The organism is Herminiimonas contaminans, assembly GCF_015645465.1.
In the GTDB taxonomy this organism is placed as follows: domain Bacteria; phylum Pseudomonadota; class Gammaproteobacteria; order Burkholderiales; family Burkholderiaceae_D; genus Oxalicibacterium; species Oxalicibacterium contaminans.
In genome coordinates this window covers 270163-290204 of sequence record NZ_JADOEL010000002.1, presented here as the reverse complement: position 1 = coordinate 290204, position 20042 = coordinate 270163, and the positions used below count along the sequence as shown (strand labels likewise).

General features: G+C 55.7%; 19 protein-coding genes. 9 read left to right on the top strand and 10 right to left on the bottom strand.

Translation table 11 applies throughout. From position 1 onward, the window contains the following. Positions 1–10 precede the first annotated feature (10 nt). Positions 11–808, bottom strand: a complete 798-nt coding sequence (gene minC, locus IXC47_RS03700; RefSeq protein WP_175625471.1) for a septum site-determining protein MinC — start codon at positions 806–808, stop codon at positions 11–13. A 326-nt stretch (positions 809–1134) separates the two neighbouring features. On the opposite strand from minC, the gene IXC47_RS03695 reads away from it, so the two are divergent. Both IXC47_RS03695 and IXC47_RS03690 read left to right on the top strand, forming a co-directional pair. Continuing rightward, positions 1135–2037 carry a recombination-associated protein RdgC gene (locus IXC47_RS03695; protein WP_175625472.1) on the top strand — a complete coding sequence of 301 codons (903 nt, stop codon included), beginning with the start codon at positions 1135–1137 and terminating at the stop codon, positions 2035–2037. Between the two features lie 137 nt (positions 2038–2174). Continuing rightward, the gene (locus tag IXC47_RS03690; RefSeq protein ID WP_175625473.1) at positions 2175–2627 is read left to right on the top strand and encodes a DUF2721 domain-containing protein; all 453 of its coding nucleotides are present in this window, start codon (positions 2175–2177) and stop codon (positions 2625–2627) included. Positions 2628–2691: 64 nt separating this feature from the next. Here the strand turns inward: IXC47_RS03690 and IXC47_RS03685 are convergent, their stop codons facing one another. Beyond that, positions 2692–2964 carry an oxidative damage protection protein gene (locus tag IXC47_RS03685; protein ID WP_012079035.1) on the bottom strand — a complete coding sequence of 91 codons (273 nt, stop codon included), beginning with the start codon at positions 2962–2964 and terminating at the stop codon, positions 2692–2694. A 145-nt stretch (positions 2965–3109) separates the two neighbouring features. Then, complete coding sequence (gene argA, locus IXC47_RS03680) at positions 3110–4420, bottom strand: amino-acid N-acetyltransferase (RefSeq protein WP_175625474.1); 1311 nt, start codon at positions 4418–4420, stop codon at positions 3110–3112. 85 nt (positions 4421–4505) lie between these two features. Between argA and hrpA the strand changes: the two genes are divergently transcribed. The 5 genes from hrpA to IXC47_RS03655 all read left to right on the top strand — a co-directional run bounded on the left by hrpA (position 4506) and on the right by IXC47_RS03655 (position 11016). Further along, positions 4506–8465: an ATP-dependent RNA helicase HrpA gene (gene hrpA, locus IXC47_RS03675; protein WP_195874730.1), complete on the top strand. Its 3960-nt coding sequence runs from the start codon at positions 4506–4508 to the stop codon at positions 8463–8465. Positions 8466–8511: 46 nt separating this feature from the next. Beyond that, positions 8512–9180, top strand: coding sequence for a hypothetical protein (locus IXC47_RS03670; RefSeq protein WP_195874729.1), 669 nt, complete (start codon positions 8512–8514; stop codon positions 9178–9180). A 53-nt stretch (positions 9181–9233) separates the two neighbouring features. Next, the gene (dcd, locus tag IXC47_RS03665) at positions 9234–9800 is read left to right on the top strand and encodes a dCTP deaminase (protein WP_012079041.1); all 567 of its coding nucleotides are present in this window, start codon (positions 9234–9236) and stop codon (positions 9798–9800) included. A gap of 20 nt (positions 9801–9820) precedes the next feature. Further along, the gene (locus IXC47_RS03660; RefSeq protein ID WP_175625477.1) at positions 9821–10543 is read left to right on the top strand and encodes a hypothetical protein; all 723 of its coding nucleotides are present in this window, start codon (positions 9821–9823) and stop codon (positions 10541–10543) included. A 176-nt stretch (positions 10544–10719) separates the two neighbouring features. Then, on the top strand, positions 10720–11016 hold the full coding sequence (locus tag IXC47_RS03655; protein ID WP_175625478.1) for a hypothetical protein: 297 nt from the start codon (positions 10720–10722) through the stop codon (positions 11014–11016). An 11-nt stretch (positions 11017–11027) separates the two neighbouring features. Here IXC47_RS03655 and IXC47_RS03650 read toward each other — a convergent pair whose 3' ends face one another. Beyond that, complete coding sequence (locus IXC47_RS03650) at positions 11028–11933, bottom strand: LysR family transcriptional regulator (protein ID WP_175625479.1); 906 nt, start codon at positions 11931–11933, stop codon at positions 11028–11030. 98 nt (positions 11934–12031) lie between these two features. Between IXC47_RS03650 and IXC47_RS03645 the strand changes: the two genes are divergently transcribed. Beyond that, on the top strand, positions 12032–12607 hold the full coding sequence (locus IXC47_RS03645; RefSeq protein WP_195874728.1) for a chromate transporter: 576 nt from the start codon (positions 12032–12034) through the stop codon (positions 12605–12607). Further along, positions 12604–13134 (top strand): chromate transporter, encoded by a 531-nt coding sequence (locus IXC47_RS03640; protein ID WP_195874727.1) that lies wholly within the window; start codon positions 12604–12606, stop codon positions 13132–13134. The genes IXC47_RS03645 and IXC47_RS03640 overlap by 4 nt, the downstream gene beginning before the upstream one ends. A 38-nt stretch (positions 13135–13172) precedes the next feature. Here the strand turns inward: IXC47_RS03640 and IXC47_RS03635 are convergent, their stop codons facing one another. The 6 genes from IXC47_RS03635 to IXC47_RS03610 all read right to left on the bottom strand — a co-directional run bounded on the left by IXC47_RS03635 (position 13173) and on the right by IXC47_RS03610 (position 19883). Further along, on the bottom strand, positions 13173–13622 hold the full coding sequence (locus IXC47_RS03635) for a PliI family lysozyme inhibitor of I-type lysozyme (protein ID WP_195874726.1): 450 nt from the start codon (positions 13620–13622) through the stop codon (positions 13173–13175). A gap of 32 nt (positions 13623–13654) precedes the next feature. After that, entirely contained in the window at positions 13655–14077 is a 423-nt protein-coding gene (locus IXC47_RS03630) for a VOC family protein (RefSeq protein ID WP_195874725.1), read from the bottom strand. A gap of 12 nt (positions 14078–14089) precedes the next feature. After that, positions 14090–16342, bottom strand: coding sequence for an arginine/lysine/ornithine decarboxylase (locus IXC47_RS03625; RefSeq protein WP_175625484.1), 2253 nt, complete (start codon positions 16340–16342; stop codon positions 14090–14092). Positions 16343–16514: 172 nt separating this feature from the next. Next, complete coding sequence (locus tag IXC47_RS03620; protein ID WP_195874724.1) at positions 16515–17003, bottom strand: dihydrofolate reductase; 489 nt, start codon at positions 17001–17003, stop codon at positions 16515–16517. 12 nt (positions 17004–17015) lie between these two features. Next, positions 17016–17990 (bottom strand): thymidylate synthase, encoded by a 975-nt coding sequence (locus IXC47_RS03615; RefSeq protein ID WP_175625486.1) that lies wholly within the window; start codon positions 17988–17990, stop codon positions 17016–17018. A 105-nt stretch (positions 17991–18095) separates the two neighbouring features. Further along, the gene (locus IXC47_RS03610; protein WP_175625487.1) at positions 18096–19883 is read right to left on the bottom strand and encodes an ABC transporter transmembrane domain-containing protein; all 1788 of its coding nucleotides are present in this window, start codon (positions 19881–19883) and stop codon (positions 18096–18098) included. Between the last annotated feature and the right edge of the window lie 159 nt (positions 19884–20042).

Genomic DNA, 20042 nt, shown 5'->3' with positions numbered 1-20042 from the left:
TGCTAAGTTATTATGCCGCTGCCTTGATAGGCAGCATGTCGATACGATCGCCAACCAGGCGGACTTGCGTCGCCTGTTGTGCGCGATCCTGTGGAAAGCCATTTTCAAAAGTGCGATACATGCCAGCGATGGACACCAGTTCGGCTTCCATGCTGAGGGTGAAAATACGTGCTTCGGTATTGCCGCTGGCACCAGCCAGCGCGCGCCCACGCAGCGGCGCGTAAATATGGATGCTGCCGTCAGCAATGACTTCGGCGCCATTGTTGACTGCGGCAGTGATGATCAGGTCGGCACCACGCGCATAAATGCGCTGACCGGCACGTACCGGGGTATCGACGATCATGGTGTTGGCCGCGAACTGGGTCGCAGCCGGAGCAGGGGCCGCGGTTTGCACCACGACTGGTTCCGGTTCGGCGACAGCGACTGGCGGTGCCAGTTCGATTTCAGCTTGCTGCGGTGTGCTCGGTGCTGCCGCAGCACGTTCCTTGACCGAACCATCCAGGCTCAGGCCGTGTGCCAGTACTTCGCTCGCCATTTCCGGCGTCGCATTGCGTACTGCTACGGCGTTCAGGCGATACGATTTGAGCAGGGCGGTAATGGCTGGCCAGTCGATGACCTGGCCCGCAGGTTCGAGTGAGCCGACGTCGATCACAGCGAATTCATCATCAAAGAAGTCGGCGTTGCCGCCGGTCATTTCCTGCATGGCTGCATCGAGCACGGCGAGGTTGGCATCACGCAGGATGGCCGAGACGGCGACGACGGTGGAAATCTTGATTTCGATCGGCTTGCGAGATGGGCTTTTGGACATTGGGATGATAATTATTGATGCTGTGTACTTAAAAAATCCGTAATCAATTTCTGGCTATCAAGCTTGCCCGTGCGTGCTGCATCGTGCAGGGCTGGCGGCCAGATGATAAGTGAGCGCTATTATACCCGTTACCGTGAGTGTTTCCGCGGTGTTTGCCAGCAGAAGATGGCATTTTTACGAGCTTTCCCGCAGGTAATCACGGATCTTGTTCTGGCCGCGCCTTATCCGGTTTTGCCGCCTGGTATGCCCGCCGTTTTATGAAATTTTGTGTGCGGCAGAGCAGGGTGTCGCGTGTAGAATAGCCCCTTTTTTTGCCGGGGCTAGCCATGTGGTTCAAGAATCTTCAGATATATCGTCTTCCTGCGCCGTGGGCCATTACAGCAGAACAATTGGCGGCTGATCTCGCGCCGCACGCATTCCAGCCTTGCTCCAGCCTGGAAATGCAAAGCCAGGGCTGGGTTTCACCACGCGAAAACGGCGAGCTGGTATACGCACTGAACAAACAAATGCTGCTCTTGCTCGGTACCGAGAAGAAGCTGTTGCCGACTACCGTGATTAACCAGGTCACCAAGATCAAGGCAGCAGAAATCGAAGAGCAGCAAGGCTTCAAGCCGGGCCGCAAGCAAATGAAGGAACTCAAGGAAGAGGTCATCGACGACTTGTTGCCGCGTGCTTTCAGCGTCTGGCGCCAGACCTGGGTCTGGATTGATCCGGTCAATGGCTGGATGGTAGTCGACGCAGGTAGCCCGGCCAAGGCCGACGAAGTGATCAAGCTGCTGGTCAAATCGGTCGACAAATTGCCGCTGGAAACGCTGCACGTTGCTCTATCGCCGGTCACCGCCATGACCGAATGGCTGGCGGCCGATATCGCGCCACATGGTTTCACCGTGGATCAGGACACCGAATTGCGCGCCACCAGCGAAGGCAAGGCGACCGTGCGTTATGTACGCCACACGCTGGAGCCGGAAGATGTGCGTCGCCATATCGCTTCCGGCAAGCAATGTACGCGTCTGGCCATGACCTGGGCTGACAAGATTTCGTTTGTGTTGACTGAATCGCTGACCATCAAACGCGTGACACCGCTGGACGTGCTCAAGGAAAATGCAGAAACCAGCTCGCAAAATGATGATGAACGCTTCGATTCCGACATCATGCTGATGACCGGTGAACTGAGCCAGATGCTGGGCGACCTGGTGGTGGCACTGGGTGGCGAAGTCGAGAAAAAATAATACGTAAGGGCGGGGATGGGCTTCTGCCCGTCTCTTGCCTGTCGCGGCCTGCTTCAGGCATGATATCGTGGTGTTAACAGGGCGTTATACGGCCTGTGCCACTACATTTATCCCGTTTAATTTTTTAGAGTACTGCCATGGAAATTCAAGTCGGGGATATCGGTCACATTATCCAGTTATCGGTCGCACCGGTGTTCTTGCTCACCGGCGTCGGTACCAACCTGATGGTCCTGACCAATCGTCTGGGCCGGATTACTGATCGCTCACGTGTATTGGAAGACAAATTGCGTACGGTGGATCCTATCCATCATGCGGATCTGAACGCAGAACTGGTGACCCTGTATCCGCGGGCGCACCTGATCAATCGCGCGATTGTGCTGAGTACTGCGTGCGCACTGATGGTCAGCCTGGTCATCATCTCGCTATTCCTCGGCGATGCACTCAGCATAGAGTTATCCAAGTTCATCGCGGTCTTCTTCATCATGGCCATGCTGTGCCTGGTATCCAGCTTCGTCATGCTCTTGCGTGAAATTCTGGCGGCGACCGGCTCCTTGTATGAACGCAGGATAGAACCGATAGCGCGTCCGTGATTTTTACGCTCGTATGCAAATAAAAAAGCCCGCGATTTGCGGGCTTTTTTGTGTCTGAAACAAATCAGTAGGTTGGTGGCACGTAACCTTGTGCTGCATCGGCACCGTCGCCGAAGAAGTGTTTTTCCATTTGCGTTGCCAAGTATTTACGGGCGCGTACGTCGGCCAGGTTCAGGCGGTTTTCATTGACCAGCATGGTCTGGTGTTTGAGCCAGGCAGCCCACGCTTCTTTCGATACGGTTTCGTAAATACGTTTGCCCAACTCGCCCGGGTACGGTGGGAAGTCCAGGCCTTCCGCTTCCTTGTCGAGTTTGATGCAATGAATCATGCGTGTCATGGTGCTGTCCTTTTCTATAGCCACATCGCGTTGCCGTTCAGGTCACGCGGGTACGGCGGGTGTTGATAAGTGTTGATTATCCATCTCGTCGCGTCAGGGGCTTAAGCACCCGGCGCGCCGACATATATCGGGTAAGAAGGCGACATTATAGGTTTTTCGTGAAAACCAGGGATTTTCGCTGCCAGTTATACATTTGCTGACGATTTTTCGGCAGGCTGTCCACGGTCGCCGGGACGAAGCCGCGTTTCAGGAACCAGTGTGCGGTACGGGTCGTCAGCACGAACAGTTTCTTCAGGCCAGCGGCACGGGCGCGGTTTTCCATATGCTTGAGCAAACGCTCGCCATCGCCTTGCGTCTGCACTTCCGGATTGACGATCAGGCAAGCCATCTCGGCCATTTTTTCGGCCGGGAAAGGGTAGAGCGCAGCACAGGCAAAGATCACGCCGTCATGCTCGATGACGGAGAAGTAATCAATTTCGCGTTCTATCAGTTCGCGACCACGCTTGACCAGCGTACCGTCGGCTTCATACGGTTCTATCAGTTTCAGGATACCGCCGACGTCTTCAATCGTCGCATCACGCAGGCTTTCCAGGTTCTCGAAAGAAACCATGGTGCCGACGCCATCATGCGTAAACAATTCCAGCAAGGCTGAGCCATCGGTAGAGTACGGCACGATGTGCGCACGCGGCACGCCGGCGTTACAGGCTTGCATCGCATGTTGCAAATAGAAGGCGGCGTCGGCTGGCACGCAGTCGTGCTGTAGTACGGCGTCGACCTGGTGCGATGACAGCTCATGGATATCGGCCCCGGCCATATCCTTGATCATTGGTGTTTCGGTGATGAAAATCAGTTTGTCGGCGCGCAGCGCGACGGCGGCATTCACCGCAACGTCTTCCATCGTCAGGTTGAAAATTTCGCCGGTAGGCGAGAAGCCGAGTGGCGACAACAAGACCAGGCCACCGGCATTCAGGATGGGGTGGATGGCTTCATACGCGATCTTGCGCGTAACGCCTGTTAATTCCAGGTCTACGCCGTCTATGATGCCGACCGGACGAGCGGTGACGAAGTTGCCGGAAATAATGCGGATCGCGGCATGCGCCATCGGTGTATTCGGCAAGCCCTGGCTGAACGCGGCTTCGATATCGAGGCGTAATTCACCGGCGGCTTCTTTCGCGCACTCCAGCGCAGCGGCGTCGGTAATCCGTACGCCGTCATGGAAGCGTGCTTCCACATGGCGCAGCGCCAGTTGTTCTTCGACCTGCGGGCGTGAGCCATGCACGATGACGACCTTGATGCCGAGCGCGTGCAGCAGGGACAGATCCTGTGCCAGCACCGGCAGCGCGCCATCCTTGACCAGTTCACCCGGAAAGGCGACCACAAAGGTCTTGCCGCGAAAGGCGTGGATGTACGGCGCGACCGAACGCAGCCACTGGACGAATTGATCTTGGTTTTCCATGAGACGCATTATAACCACGGCAACCCGTATCGATTGTGCGAACTGACGACGAAATGCGACACTGCTCTGTATAATTCTGCCCTACATGTCCGCTCCAGAATCCAAGTCCAAGCCGGGTGCTCCATCCCGGCGTCCTGCGCCCAGGGCACAGGCTCCATCCGCTCCGCCGGTACGCAACCCTTTGCCGGCGATCAGCTTTCCCGAAGAGCTGCCGGTTTCCGGCAAGCGCGACGATATCGCGCGCGCGATCCAAAACAACCAGGTCATCATCGTCAGCGGTGAAACCGGCTCCGGTAAAACCACGCAATTGCCGAAGATTTGCCTGGAGCTCGGGCGCGGCCTGAACGGCCTGATCGGTCACACCCAACCACGTCGTATCGCGGCGTCATCGACTGCCAAGCGCATTGCGCAGGAAATCGGTACGCCGCTGGGCGAGCACGTCGGCTTCAAGGTGCGCTTCAACGACACCCTGACCAAGGGTGCGTGGATCAAGCTGATGACCGATGGTATTTTGCTGGCGGAAACGCAAACTGATCCGCTGCTGCGTCAGTACGACACCATCATCATCGATGAGGCGCATGAACGCAGCCTGAACATCGACTTTCTGCTCGGCTACCTGAAGCAGTTGTTGCCCAAGCGTCCCGACCTGAAAGTGATCATCACCTCGGCGACTATCGATGCCGATCGCTTTGCGCGCCACTTTGGCAGCAACGGCAAGCTGGCACCAGTGATAGAAGTGTCAGGTCGTTTATATCCGGTTGAGGTGCGTTATCGCCCGGTCGAGCCGTTTGACAAGAATGCCGATAGCAACCCGAATGCAACCTCGGATGCAGCGGCAGCACGACGCTCTGCGCTTGCTGCCAAGGAGCGTGGTCAGCGCGACCTGATGGACGCTGTGGTCGATGCAGTTGATGAACTGGCGCGTATAGGTTCCGGCGATGTGCTGGTGTTCCTGCCCGGCGAGCGCGAGATACGCGATGCTGCTGAGGCATTGCGCAAGCATCATCCGCCGCATGTCGAAATCCTGCCGCTGTTTGCCCGTCTGTCGGTGCAGGAGCAGGAGCGCGTATTCAAGATATCGAATGCACGTCGTATCGTGCTGGCTACCAACGTCGCCGAAACGTCGCTGACTGTGCCTGGTATCCGCTTTGTGGTCGATGCCGGGCTGGCACGCGTCAAGCGCTACAGCTATCGGAATAAGGTTGAACAGCTGCAGATAGAACCGATTGCACAATCGGCAGCGAACCAGCGCGCCGGTCGTTGTGGTCGTGTCTCGGCTGGTGTCTGTATCCGTCTGTATGACGAACAGGATTATTTGCTGCGACCTAAATTCACCGAGCCGGAAATCCTGCGCTCGTCGCTGGCTTCCGTCATCCTGCGCATGAAGTCGCTGCATCTGACCGATGTGGAAACTTTCCCCTTCATCGAACCGCCGCTGGGCCGTGCGATCGCCGACGGTTATCAGTTGCTGCAAGAGTTGGGCGCAGTCGATGATGAAAACAAGCTGACACGCCTGGGTCGTGAACTGGCCAAACTGCCGCTGGATCCGCGCGTAGGGCGCATGATCCTGGCGGCGAAAGACAATGTCTGCCTGACTGAAGTACTGATCATCGCTGCCGCCTTGTCGGTGCAGGACCCGCGTGACCGGCCGATGGAAGCACAGGCTGCGGCGGACAATGCACACAAAAAATTCGCCGATGAAAAATCGGAATTCAGTAGCTATCTGAAAATCTGGAAATGGTTTGAAGATGCGATCGCGCACAAGAAATCGAATCGCTTGCTGCAGGAAGAATGCCGCGCCAACTTCCTGTCGCAATTACGCCTGCGTGAATGGCGCGATGTGCATTCGCAGCTGCTGACTATCGTGCGCGAGCAAGGCTGGCGTCTGAACGAAGCGCCAGCTACCTATGAACAGTTGCACACCGCACTGTTGACCGGTTTGCTCGGCAATATCGGCTTCAAGGCTGAGGATGAGCCGCATTACCTAGGTGCCCGCGGTATCAAATTCCATATCTGGCCGGGCTCCAGCCTGATCAAGAAAGCAGGCAAATGGGTGATGGCGGCCGAGCTGGTCGACACCACGCGTCTGTATGCGCGCTGCATTGCGCAGATACAGCCGGAATGGCTGGAGCGTGTGGCCGGTCATTTGCTGAAGAAATCCTATGGCGAACCGCGCTGGGAAAAACGTACGGCTCAGGTATCCGCCTATGAGCGTGCGACTCTTTATGGCCTCGTGGTGTATAGCCAGCGTCGCATCCAGTACGGCCTGATCAATCCTTCCGATGCACGTGAAATCTTTATTCGTGATGCACTGGTAGGCGGTGACTTTGAAACGCGCGCGCCTTTCTTTGCGCATAACCACAAGTTGGTGCGCGAGATAGAAAACCTCGAACACAAATCACGTCGCCTCGACGTGCTGGTCGATGATGAGCTGATCGCCGCGTTCTACGACAAGCTGATCCCGGCTGATGTCCACAATGGCATCAGCTTCGAGAAGTGGCACAAGGATGCGACGGCCAAAGAGCCGAAGTTGCTCTACCTGAATCGCGATGACCTGATGCGGCATGAAGCAGCCGGTGTCACCACCGAGCTATTCCCGAAAGTGATGAATGTCGCTGGCGTCGATATGGCCTTGTCCTATCACTTCGAACCGGGTACGCCGCGTGATGGCGTAACGCTGGCCGTGCCGCTGTATGCGTTGAATCAGGTATCGGCTGATCGTTGCGAATGGCTGGTGCCGGGCATGCTGAAGGAAAAAGTGCATCTGCTGCTGAAGTCCTTGCCGCAAAAGCTGCGTCGTCATTGCGTACCGCTGCCGGATTACGCGGCTGGTTTCTGTGATCGCGTGCAGGAAGCACATGCCTTCGGTAAAGGCAGCCTGCTGGATGCAGTGATTGCTGACGTACGTGAACAAACCGGCATCGCCAGCAAGACCACAGACTACAAACTGGAAACCCTGTCCGCCCATCAATTCATGAATTTCAAAGTGATTGATGAGCATGGACGCCAGTTGGAAATGGGGCGTAACCTCGCTTCCTTGCGTAACGAGTTTGGTGGGCAGGCGCGCGAAAGTTTCCAGCGCATCGCGGAAAAGACGGCTGCACCGATGGCGCAGGCGGCACAAGTGCAAGTACCTGGTAAAGCGGCTACACCTGCAACGAACAACAAGGCAACATCACCAATGTCGGCCGCAACCGGCATCCATCAAAACCTGACGAGCTGGACCTTTGGCGAATTGCCGGAATTGCTGGAAATCCAGCAGGGCAAGCAAACGCTGATCGGCTTCCCGGCCTTGGTCGACAAAGGCACGTATTGCGACCTGGAAGTGTTTGATGATCCGAATGAAGCGGCGCGTGTGCACCGGATCGGGTTGCGCCGCTTGCTGGCCTTGCAGTTGAAAGAACAGCTGAAGTACCTGGAAAAGAATATCCCCGGTTTGCAACAAATGGGCATGCAGTTCATGGCGCTGGGTTCGCAGGAAGAATTGCGTGAGCAGATCATCCACGCCGGACTGGAACGCGCTTGCCTGCAAGAGCCTTTGCCGAAAACGGCAGAGCAATTCAATGCACGCAAGGATGAAGGCAAATCAAGGCTAGGTTTGCTGGTAAATGAGATTGCTCGTCTGGTGGGCCTGGTGCTGACTGAGTACCATGCTTTGCCGAAGAAGCTGCAAACGGTGAAAGCACATATGCAGGCTGTGAACGATATGCAGGCGCAATTGCAGGGCCTGGTGGGCAAACGTTTTATCGCGGACAACGATTACACCAATCTCACGCATTTCCCGCGCTACCTGAAAGCCATCAATGTACGTATCGATAAATTGCGTGCCGATCCGGCGCGTGATATGCGGTCGATGGCCGAATGGCAGCAGGCGGCAGCACCGTGGCAACGGGCGTTGAAGGAACGCCATGGCGATCCGAAGATGACGGAGTTCCGCTGGTTGCTGGAAGAGTTGCGGGTGTCCCTGTTTGCGCAGGAATTGCGTACGCCTATGCCGGTATCGGTCAAGCGTTTGCAAAAGGTGTGGGAATCTATGCAGCGCTAAGTTTCGGGTTTCAGGTATTCGATATTGATTTTAATAAGCGGGACAAATGAAAACAGTGAGTAAGGTGGCCCTGGCGGCAATCATTTCATGCATGCTGGCGGGTAGTGTTGCTGCAGCGGATGGTGATAGTTTCGCTGTGCAAGGCGAACGACTTGATTTCGAGCCTCCTGCTGGATGGCGGCTGGCATGGATGGAAGGCGAGGCTGACGGTAATTACTACGTTGAATACATCCCTCAAGATGAAACAATCGAATCTTGGCGTGGCGGTTATTTATTGGTCAGGCGATTCAAGTATCCAGATCCTGAAATCCTGCAGCAGATCAGGGACCAGAAAATGAATTTCGCGGCGATTCTTTTGCAAAAATTCATGGAAGATGCGCAAAAAGCTTGTCCCGGTAAAAATGCCCAAATGGTGCAAAGAATAAATACCTTCAATGGCATTCCATTTGCCGTGAGTGGTGGTTTTTGCGATGCGTATGGTCCTGCCGCGCCACACGGGGAAGGGGCATTCATTGCCTATGCCGAGGGCAGGGATTATTTTTTTCAGATTCAATATGGCTGGAGGCCGGCGACGGTGGAGCAGCGAGCCATGAACCTGCCGTGGAGACTTGCGCCGGAAAAAGCCGCACAGTATCTGAATGCGATGAAAAAATACACCTTGTGCGGTGGTGCCGGACAAGCTGCCTGCAAGCTGAGTTATGCCGTGAAGCAGTAAAAAACGCGTAAAATTGCGGAAATTCCTTACAACACTCACTTAAATCGAAGAATATGACCATCAAATCCGATAAATGGATACGCCGCATGGCAGAGCAAACCGGCATGATCGAACCGTTCGAGCCGGGTCAGGTGCGTCAGTCCAACGGCCAGAAGATCGTCTCCTACGGCACCTCATCTTACGGCTACGATATACGCTGCGCCGATGAATTCAAGATTTTTACGAACATCAACAGCACCATAGTCGATCCGAAAAACTTCGATGAAAACTCTTTCGTCGATATCAAGAGCGATGTCTGCATCATCCCGCCTAACTCTTTCGCACTGGCGCGTACCATCGAGTACTTCCGCATCCCGCGCAATGTGTTGACCATCTGCCTCGGCAAATCAACTTACGCACGCTGCGGCATCATCGTCAACGTGACGCCATTCGAACCTGAATGGGAAGGCTATGTGACTCTGGAGTTCTCCAACACCACACCATTGCCAGCGAAGATTTATGCCGGTGAAGGTTGCGCCCAGGTGCTGTTTTTTGAAAGCGATGAAGTCTGCGAAACATCGTACAAAGATCGTGGCGGCAAGTATCAAGGCCAACACGGTGTGACCCTGCCTAAAACCTGATGCCTCTGAGCGGTTTCCCCATGAAGAAATATGCGCGCATGGTCGCGTTGCTGTGCGCGCTGCCTGCGCTGTCGCATGCACAAGCGTTGGTACCGGCCGGGAAGATGTTTTCCAATGCTTTCCTGGACGTGCGTGCACCGCTGACCGGTGACTGGATGATCGCCAAGTCATCGCAGGCAGAGCTGGCTTTTGCCCGTCCCGGTGAGGCCGTCAATGAAAGCTTTATCGCACAAGTCAGTTTGTTTGCCTTGCCCGATTTCCAGGGCAAGCGTGAGTTTGAGGAGCTGGTGAAACAAGGCGTGCAAGCCGATTCGCCAGTCGAGCGCTTCAAGCCAGTCTCGGCTGATTTTGAATATACCGAACAGCGTGGTTACCCATGCGTAAAGTATGTCGGTGTAACCGAAGACATGAAGGCAAAGACCGCTACTTCAGCGACTGAAACCGTGAAGTTGATGCTGCAGTTTAATTCGCTGTACTGCCAGCATCCTACGGTGCCAGGTGTAGGCTTCATGGTCGGCATGTCGCACCGCGGCGACGCGGTGGTTGAGGATCTGGCCAAAGATGCAGCAAGCTTTATCGAAGGCGTGCAGGTTGCCAAACATACGGCCAAACCTCCGGTAGTACAGACCGAAGCACCGAATCAGGTGCAGCCTGAAGTGCAGCCGCAAGCGCAACCAGAAGTGAAACCAGAAGCACAGCCTGCTGTGCAACCGGCAGAAGCCGAAGAAGAAGTGCGCGGCTAAAAGTATCAGCGTCGCACTAAATTCCATGAGCAGGTTTTAAATACTTCAGAGAAGGTATAGCTGTCACCATGATGTCCCCCAGATTTTTGCTTCTCTTAACCTTGTCTGCTGCGCTGGCAGGGTGTGCCTCCAGTTATAACCTTAGTACGGGAGAACGCGCTCCTTTGGGAGGTGGTGTGGCCACTCGTTTGGTCAAGCCTGGTTTGTACTATGTCAAAGTACAAACCAATGCGGGACCTATTCCCAATTATGGCTCCGCGCAAACCATGTGGAATGAACAAGCTGCTTTAGCGTGTAAGGGCGTGGAGTATAGCGAAACCATGATCGACTCCTATGATTATGATTTCGTCCCAGCTTTTTTGGGTTTGATCCCGTACAAGATTGTGTCGCGTAGCGGCTATTGTATTTGTGCAGACCATAAACTTTCAGAGCAAGAGCTGACTGCTTTGTATGATCGCAGTTTCCAGGAATAGATTTAATATCTTCAACGCTGCGCCAGCTTCCTCGCTTCGATAATCATCTTCTCCGCAGCACCCGATTGCGCTTCATCGCGATATGCCAGATGCAGCGGCGCACGTAAGTCGGGTGCCTGTTCTAGTTTCAGGTAAACCACTTCCTTCAATTGTACGTGCCGCATCGAGGCGGGCACGATAGAGACTCCCAGTCCTGCTGCGACCAGGCTCAGCGTCGATAAATTCTTTTTTGCTTCCTGTACGACACGCGGGCTGAATCCGGCCGCACGGCACGCAGCGATCACACTGTCGTACAGGCCGGGACCGCTCGGGCGACGGTTGAGGATGAAGTCATCTTCAGCTAATGCCGTCAGCGGCAGGCTCTTGCGTCGTTGTGCCAGCTTGTGGGTGATCGGCAGCGCGACGATCATTTCTTCCACCAGCATGGTTTCCATTTTCAGGCCAGCAGCGCTGCCTATAGGCGAGCGTATGAAGGCGACGTCGAGGCGATTGTGGCGCAAGTCCTCGACCAGCTCATTGGTGTTGCTTTCTTCGACCGCCATGATGACGCCCGGCGATTTTTGCCGGAACGCGCGTATCACGGCCGGAATGAAAGGATGCAGTGCCGCCGACTCGGTGAAGCCGACTGCGAGGCGGCCGCTTTCACCGAGCGAGATGCGGCGTACGCCTTCTATCGTCGTGTTGACCTGCTCCAGTATCAGGCGCGCATCGATCAGTAGCGCCTGACCGCTTTCGGTTAGTTCCATCCCGCGTGGCATACGGCGGAACAGGGTGACGCCCAGCTCGTTTTCCAGTGCACGGATTTGCTGGCTCAGCGGCGGCTGCTGTATGCCTATACGCTGCGCGGCTTTGGTCAGATGGCCTTCTTCCGCTACCACGACAAAGTAGCGCAGCAGGCGCAGGTCTATGGATGACATATATTTTATGTATGCTTAATGACGATTCCATATATTAGACTGAATGACTCGGCAAGCGTAAACTTCCGCCTATTGAGATGTGAGACGGAAGCAAGATTATGGAAAGCAGTACACACACAGCAGAAGTCGCGATGGAGCAGGGCGCAGCACCAACGTTGCGGCAACTATTCCTCGGCTTCCTGGGGCTGGGCATGATGGCCTTCGGCGGCGCCTTGCCGCTTGCGCATCGCATGCTGGTCGAAGACAAGCGCTGGCTGAGTGAAGCCGAGTTCACTGAATTACTCGGTCTGTGTCAGTTTCTGCCCGGCGGAAATATGATTAATCTGTCGGTCGCGGTCGGTATGCGTTTTCACGGAGTGAGAGGAGCTTTTGTTTCCATCATGGGCCTGGTCGCAATGCCGTCTGTAGTCTTGGTGTTGCTCGGCATGTTGTATGAACGTTTCCAGAATGATGCGCAGGTTGCGCATGTATTTGCCGGCTTGGCGGCAGCCGCAGCCGGCTTGCTGGTGGCGATGGCGCTGAAGATAATCGTGCAGCTGCGTGGAAAATATTTGATGGCGCTGGTGGCGATACTTTGTTTCATCGCGATCGCATTGCTACGCTGGCCTTTGCTGTGGGTGATGCTGGTGATGACGCCGCTGAGTATCTGGGTCACCGCGAGGAGCAAGAAATGACGCAGACCCTGATCGCCTTATTCCTCATTTTTTCGCAACTGTCGCTGCTGGCTTTTGGTGGCGGCAATGCCATCCTGCCGGAGATGCAGCGCCAGGTCGTCGAGGTGCATCAATGGATGACGGCCAAGGAATTCAGTGCCTTGTTTGCCTTGAGCCAGGCTGCGCCGGGGCCGAACATGATGATAGTAAATCTGGTTGGCTGGCAGGTGGCGGGTTGGGCCGGGATGCTGGTGACTGCGATTGCCAAATTCGGTCCATCGTCGTTGCTGACCATCATGTCGCTACACGCATGGGAGCGTTTCAAGGATAAACCGTGGCGTGCTTACATACAGTCAGGCATGGTGCCGGTGACGGCTGGGATCGTGGCGGCCAGTGCGGCAGTGATTGCACATGCATCGGATAGCAACTGGCTACTGACCGTGATTACAGTCGTCAGCGCTTTGCTGGCGTGGAAGACGCGCATCCATCCGCTGTGGTTGCTGCTGGTGGGTAGCCTGGTGGCTTTGCTGGGGAATAGCTGGGTGTGAACGGATGAAAGTAGCGTCTCACCCGTCTGTTTCATTTCTTATTTGCCGAGCTTTTTCTTCAAGGCCTGTATCGCATCCTTGCCGGCATCCATGCCTGCAATCGAGGTGACGAGTTGCAGGTTCTTCTTGCGCAGGCGGAAGGCGTCGACCGTGACGTAGTTGCCGCTGCCGACATAGCGTGTGGTGACGATGATTTCCGGTGTGCCGTCGCGGTCGATGTCGGCGAACGTCAGGCTTTCCACCGTGCCGTTACGCGGGCGTATGGTGCCGGTGAGGAATTCATCGTATGGATAGGCCGGATCATTCTTTGCATAGACGCGCAGCGTGTAGCTGCCTATACCACGCGGTTCATAGTCCCCTTCGGCGACGACTACCATGCCTTTGGTCGCAGGGAAGAGTCCGCTCTTGATGACACGACCGCCGTTGTCGGCTGCAAAGCTGCTGGCTGTAGCGATCAGCGCAGCGAGTAAGAGTGCGATTTTTTTCATAAAACATTTCTGATTGACTGATGCTGCTGTGTTCAGTCCGGTGCATCCCATGCCGGGTTCCAGACGACTTCCCACAGATGCTGGTCGGGGTCCTTGAAGTAGCCTGCGTAGCCACCCCAGAAAGTATCGTGTGCCGCCTTGACGATTTCGGCACCGGCATTCCTGGCTTGCAACATCACCGCATCCACTTCGGCTTTCGATGAGACATTGTGGCCGAGGCTGAGTTCGCTGGAGCTGGCGGGAGAGCGGGGGATGCCGGCATCGTGTACCAGGCTGGCGCGTGGCCACAATGCCAGTTTGAGACCGGCCTGCAAATCGAAGAAGGCGACGGCGCCGTGTTCGAATTCTTTGCCTATGATGCCTTGTGTGGCCAATCCCAGACCGTCGCGATAGAAACGCAGCGCTCGTTCCAGGTCATCGACAGCTAATGTGATGACGCTGATACGAGGCTTCATTGCATATCCCTGTTATTGACGGACGCAATCGACGAAGTAACCGCGTTTGCCGTCGACTTCGCGTGTGACCAGACCGTGGACATCGGTTTCGAAGCCCGGGAATTTTTCATTGAAGTCACGTGCAAAGCGCAGGTAGTCGACGATGGTCTTGTTGAAGCGTTCGCCCGGGATCAGCAAAGGAATGCCCGGTGGATACGGTGTCAACAGGATGGAAGTAACACGACCTTCCAGTTCGTCGATAGGTACGCGATCGATTTCACGGTGCGCCATTTTTGCAAATGCATCCGACGGTTTCATCGCTGGCTGCATGTCGGACAGATACATCTCTGTCGTCAGGCGTGCCACGTCATAGGCTTTGTAGAAGTCATGAATCTGCTGGCACAGGTCGCGCAGACCGATGCGCTCGTAGCGTGGATTCGCAGCTGCGAATTCCGGCAGAATGCGCCACATAGGCTGGTTCTTGTCGTAGTCGTCCTTGAACTGTTGCAGCGCAGTCAGCAAGGTATTCCAGCGGCCTTTGGTAATGCCGATGGTGAACATGATGAAGAATGAGTACAGGCCGCATTTTTCAATGATGACGCCGTGCTCTGCCAGGTATTTGGTGACGATGGATGCAGGAATACCTGATTCGCTGAATTTGCCATCGAGTGACAAGCCCGGATTGACGATGGTCGCCTTGATCGGGTCCAGCATGTTGAAGCCCGGAGCCAGGTCGCCAAAGCCGTGCCATGCGTCTTCGGCGCGTATCATCCAGTCGTCGCGCGAGCCTATGCCATCTTCCGAGAAGCTGTCCGGTCCCCAGACCTGGAACCACCAATCCTGACCCCATTCCTGATCAATTTTTTTCATCGCGCGGCGGAAGTCCAGCGCTTCAAGAATGCTTTCTTCCACCAGTGCGGTACCGCCTGGTGCTTCCATCATCGCCGCCGCGACGTCGCAGGACGCGATGATCGAGTATTGCGGTGAAGTCGAGGTGTGCATCAGATAGGCTTCATTGAACGCGTCCTGATCCAGCTTCACGGTTTGCGATTCGCGCACCAGGATTTGCGATGCCTGTGACAGGCCAGCCAGCAATTTGTGGGTTGATTGGGTCGAGAAGATCATCGATTTCTCGGCGCGTGGACGGTCCTTGCCGATCGCGTGCATGTCTTTGTAGAAATCGTGGAAGGTCGCGTGCGGCAACCATGCTTCGTCGAAGTGCAGGGTGTCGATTTCGCCGTCCAGCAAGTCTTTCAGGGTTTCAACGTTGTAGATCACGCCGTCATAGGTCGATTGCGTGATGGTCAGGATGCGTGGCTTTTTATTCGCCGCTTCGCGCGCAAATGGATTCGCTTCGATTTTCTTGCGGATGTTTTCCATCGAGAATTCCGACAGTGGAATCGGGCCGATGATGCCGAGGTGGTTACGGGTCGGCATCAGGAAGACCGGGATCGCGCCGCACATGATGATGGAGTGCAGGATGGATTTATGGCAGTTACGGTCAACCACGACGATATCGCCAGGTGCAACGGTCGAGTGCCAGACCATCTTGTTCGAGGTCGAGGTACCGTTGGTGACGAAGTAGCAGTGGTCAGCATTGAAGATGCGCGCAGCATTGCGTTCGGAAGCGGCGACCGGACCGGTATGGTCGAGCAGCTGGCCAAGTTCTTCCACCGCGTTACAGACGTCAGCACGCAGCATGTTTTCACCAAAGAATTGGTGGAACATTTGACCGATAGGCGATTTCAGGAAAGCGACGCCGCCGGAGTGACCCGGGCAGTGCCATGAGTAGGAACCGTCCTGTGCGTAGTGCACCAGTGCGCGGAAGAATGGTGGCGACAGGCCATCCATATAGGACTTGGCTTCGCGGATGATGTGGCGCGCGACGAATTCCGGCGTGTCTTCAAACATATGGATGAAGCCGTGCAGTTCGCGCAGGATGTCGTTAGGGATATCGCGCGAGGTGCGGGTTTCGCCATACAGGTAAATCGGGATATCGGCGTTCTTGTGGCGGATTTCTTCGACGAAGGCACGCAGCGATTTCAATGCGTAATCGGTTTCTTCAAACGAACCGGCGCCGAACTCTTCATCATCGATCGACAGGATGAAAGCGGACGCGCGTGATTGCTGCTGCGCGAACTGCGACAGGTCGCCATAACTGGTCGCGCCCAGCACTTCCATGCCTTCTTTCTCGATCGCTTCGGCCAGCGCGCGGATACCGAGCCCGGACGTGTTCTCGGAACGGAAATCTTCATCGATGATGACGATGGGGAAGCGAAATTTCATGAGGTCTCCAACAAGACGAAAAGTGCGGCGCACCAGCTAATCTGGTACGTCAGATAAAGAATGCGAATTTTCGCAGATATGTGTGCGATTTGGGGAGAAAAAAGCCGCCAATCAAAGGATAGGCGGCATAGTGCGTCCCTACTGTGACGCCAGTGTTACAAAACCGTTCAGATTAGCGGATACGTTCGTAAGTGACGTAGGCGTAATCGTAGCCATTGGCCTCTGAATGGTGCTGTTCACGGGCGGTTTCCTGCCACAGTTTTGGGTCTATGGCAGGGAAGAAGGCGTCGCAATCAAAGGACTTGTCGATTTTGGTCACGATCAGGCGGTCTACCTGTCCCACCGTGTCGGCGTAGATTTGCGCGCCACCGATGATGAAAGCCTGGTTGTCGCCGACCAGCGCCTTGGCAGCGTCCAGCGAGGTGACGGCTTCCACGCCTGCATGTTGCCACTCTGCATTACGGGTGATAACAATATTGCGGCGATTCGGCAGCGGACGGCCGATCGAATCGAAGGTCTTGCGACCCATGATGATAGGGTGGCCCGAGGTCGTGCGCTTGAAATGCGCCAGGTCTTCCGGCAGATGCCAGGGCAGGGTGTTGTTGATACCGATGCCGTTATTGCTATCGGTAGCGACGACGATGGTCAGGTGTGCAGGCATAGTCTCTTCTGATTAAACAGCCATAGGCGCGGTCAGCGGCGCGTGGTGTTGATAGTTTTCCAGGCTGAAATCGCTCGGTTCGAGTTTTTCCAGCCACTCTGGTTCGTATTTGCCGGTGACAGCGTAATCGGGAATCCGGTCCGACAGCACCAGCTTCGGAGCCGGATGTGGTTCACGGGTCAGTTGCTCTTTGAGCATGTCCAGGTGATTCTCGTAAATATGCGCATCGCCTATGAAGTAGGTGAACCACTTCGGCGTATAACCGGTCAGGCGGCCGACTACGTGTAGCAGGGCAGCGGCTTCGGCCAGGTTGAATGGCGTACCGAGGCCGATATCGTTGCTGCGTATGTAGAGGCAGAGCGAGATTTCCCTGGTGGTCGCATTCGGGATGAACTGGTACAGCAAGTGGCAGGCTGGCAGTGCAATCGCATCCAGGTCGGCGCAGTTCCAGCCGTGGAACAGGATGCGGCGGCTGCCCGGATTCTTGATGATGGTGTCCAGGCAATCACGCAACTGGTCGATCGCCTTGTACAGCAAGACCTTGTCCTTGCCTTCATCGCTGACAGCCGACACTACGCGGAAGCCGCGCTTTTGCGCATCGGCGATTTGCGCCTGCTGATCGGCGTCCAGCAATTTATAGGCTGGCCACTGACGCCATTGCACGCCATACACCGGTCCCAGGTCGTCCGGGCCGGTACGGTAAGGATTGTTCAGCCAGTCGGTATTTTCATTGGCATTCTGGTCCCACACCTTGCAACCGAGCGCGCGGAAGTCAGCAGCGCTGCGTGTCGCGCGCAGGAATCCTATCAATTCGCCTATCACTGATTTGAAAGCGAGGCGTTTGGTGGTGATCGCGGGGAAGCCGTCTTTTTGCAGATCGAAGCGCAACATTGCGCCTGGGATGCTGATGGTGCGGATGCCGGTACGATTTTCCTGCCAGGTGCCTGTATCGAGTACTGTTTGCACCAGGTCAAGATACTGTTTCATGCGTAGTCCGTTTTCTTGGTTGAGTTGTCAGAAATATAGGTATTTCTATATTTCCCGGGAATTCGCTATTTTAACGGGTTCCGGCCCGGGTCTAGCAGAACCGCTTCAATGCTGGCCAAACTGGAGTGCGGCGAGGCTGGCGTACAGGCCACCAGCGGCGACCAGTGAGGCATGGGTGCCGGTTTCCACGATGCGACCATGTTCCATGACGATAATGCGGTCGGCACGTTGTACCGTGGCCAGCCTGTGGGCGATTACCAGGGTAGTACGTCCCACCATCGCGGCTTCCAGCGCGCCTTGTACCAGGCGTTCGGATTCGGCATCGAGTGCGCTGGTGGCTTCGTCCAGCAGGAGTAGCGGTGGATTTTTCAGCAAGGCGCGGGCGATGGCGATGCGCTGTCTTTGACCGCCGGATAAACGTACGCCGCGTTCGCCGAGGAAAGATTGATAACCTTCAGGCAGGCGTTCTATGAATTCGTGCGCGGCGGCCAGACGGGCAGCCGCGATCACTTCATCATCCGTCGCTTGCGGCCGACCATAGCGTATGTTTTCCATCGCGTTGGCGGAAAAAATCACCGTGTCTTGCGGCACGATGCCTATGGTGTTGCGCAGCGCATGCAAATCGAGTTCACGAATATCGATGCCGTCGAGTTCGATTACGCCTTCCTGCGGATCGTAGAAACGCAGCAGCAATTGGAACAATGAAGTTTTACCGGCACCGGACGGACCGACGATGGCGACGGTTTCACCGGCCTGTATCGCGACCGACAGATTCGACAAGGCCGGTGTCAACGGACGTGAAGGATAGTGAAAGGTCACCAGGTCCAGCGTCAGTGCCGCACCATTGGCGCGGCGTGGCGGCAATGCACGTGGTTGGGCCGGCGATGAAATCGGTGACTGTACCGACAGTAATTCCAGCAGGCGCTCGGTGGCGCCAGCGGCGCGTTGCGCATCGCCCAGTACTTCCGACAAGGCGCCTATCGCGCCAGCCACGATAGCCGAGTACAAGATGAACTGGCCGAGCTGGCCGCCGCTCATGGTGCCGTCTATCACTGCATGTGCGCCCAGCCACAGTACGAAAACAATCGCGCCGAATACCAGCAGGATAGCGATCATGGTCAGCAGCGAACGGGCGCGTATGCGGCGCATCGCCGTTTTGAATGCGTTCTCTACGGTTTTGCCGAAGCGCTGCGCTTCGATTTTTTCATGGGTATAGGCTTGCACGGTCGGCATCGCATTCAGGATCTCCCCGGCCAGTGCCGAGGCATCGGCGACACGATCCTGTGAATCGCGCGACAGGCTGCGCACGCGGCGACCAAACCAGACAATAGGGAGCACCACAAAAGCCAGCGTGACGAGAATGATGGAGGAGAGCTTGATGCTGGTGATGAAGAGCATCACCAAACCACCGGCGAACAGCAGCGCATTACGCAATGCCATCGAGATGCTGGTGCCGATCAGGGTTTGTATCAGCGTGGTATCAGTGGTGATGCGCGATAGCACTTCACCGCTTTGCGTGGTCTCAAAAAATTGCGGGCTTTGAGTGACCACATGTGAATACACAGCATTACGCACATCGGCAGTCACGCGTTCGCCCAGCCAGGACACCATATAGAAACGTGCCGCGGTCGCGATGGCGAGCACACAGGCCACGCCGAACAATGCGATGAAGTAAGTATTGATGCTGGAAGTATCGTGCATGCCGTTCGCGCCGAAGCCGAGGTCTATCATCTGGCGGAAGGCATAAGGTATCGCCAGCGTGGCAGCGGCCGCAACGATCAGCGCGATGCCGGCCAGTACAAACTGCTTCTTGTAAGGCAACAAAAATTTAAGCAAACCGCGCAGGGTGGCGATACTACCTTTTTGCAATTCTCTGGACGTCTGGATGGCCATGGATACCGTGTTTTGATGTACTGATGAATGAAGACCTATAACTGGCGTCCTGTCACAGGATTTAACGCTTATTTAATATACTGCGCTGCGGCGGGCGTGCAGGCGTAGCTTAACACCAGTCGAGGCGCGCTATTTTTCCTGCAAACCGTGTAAAAAATA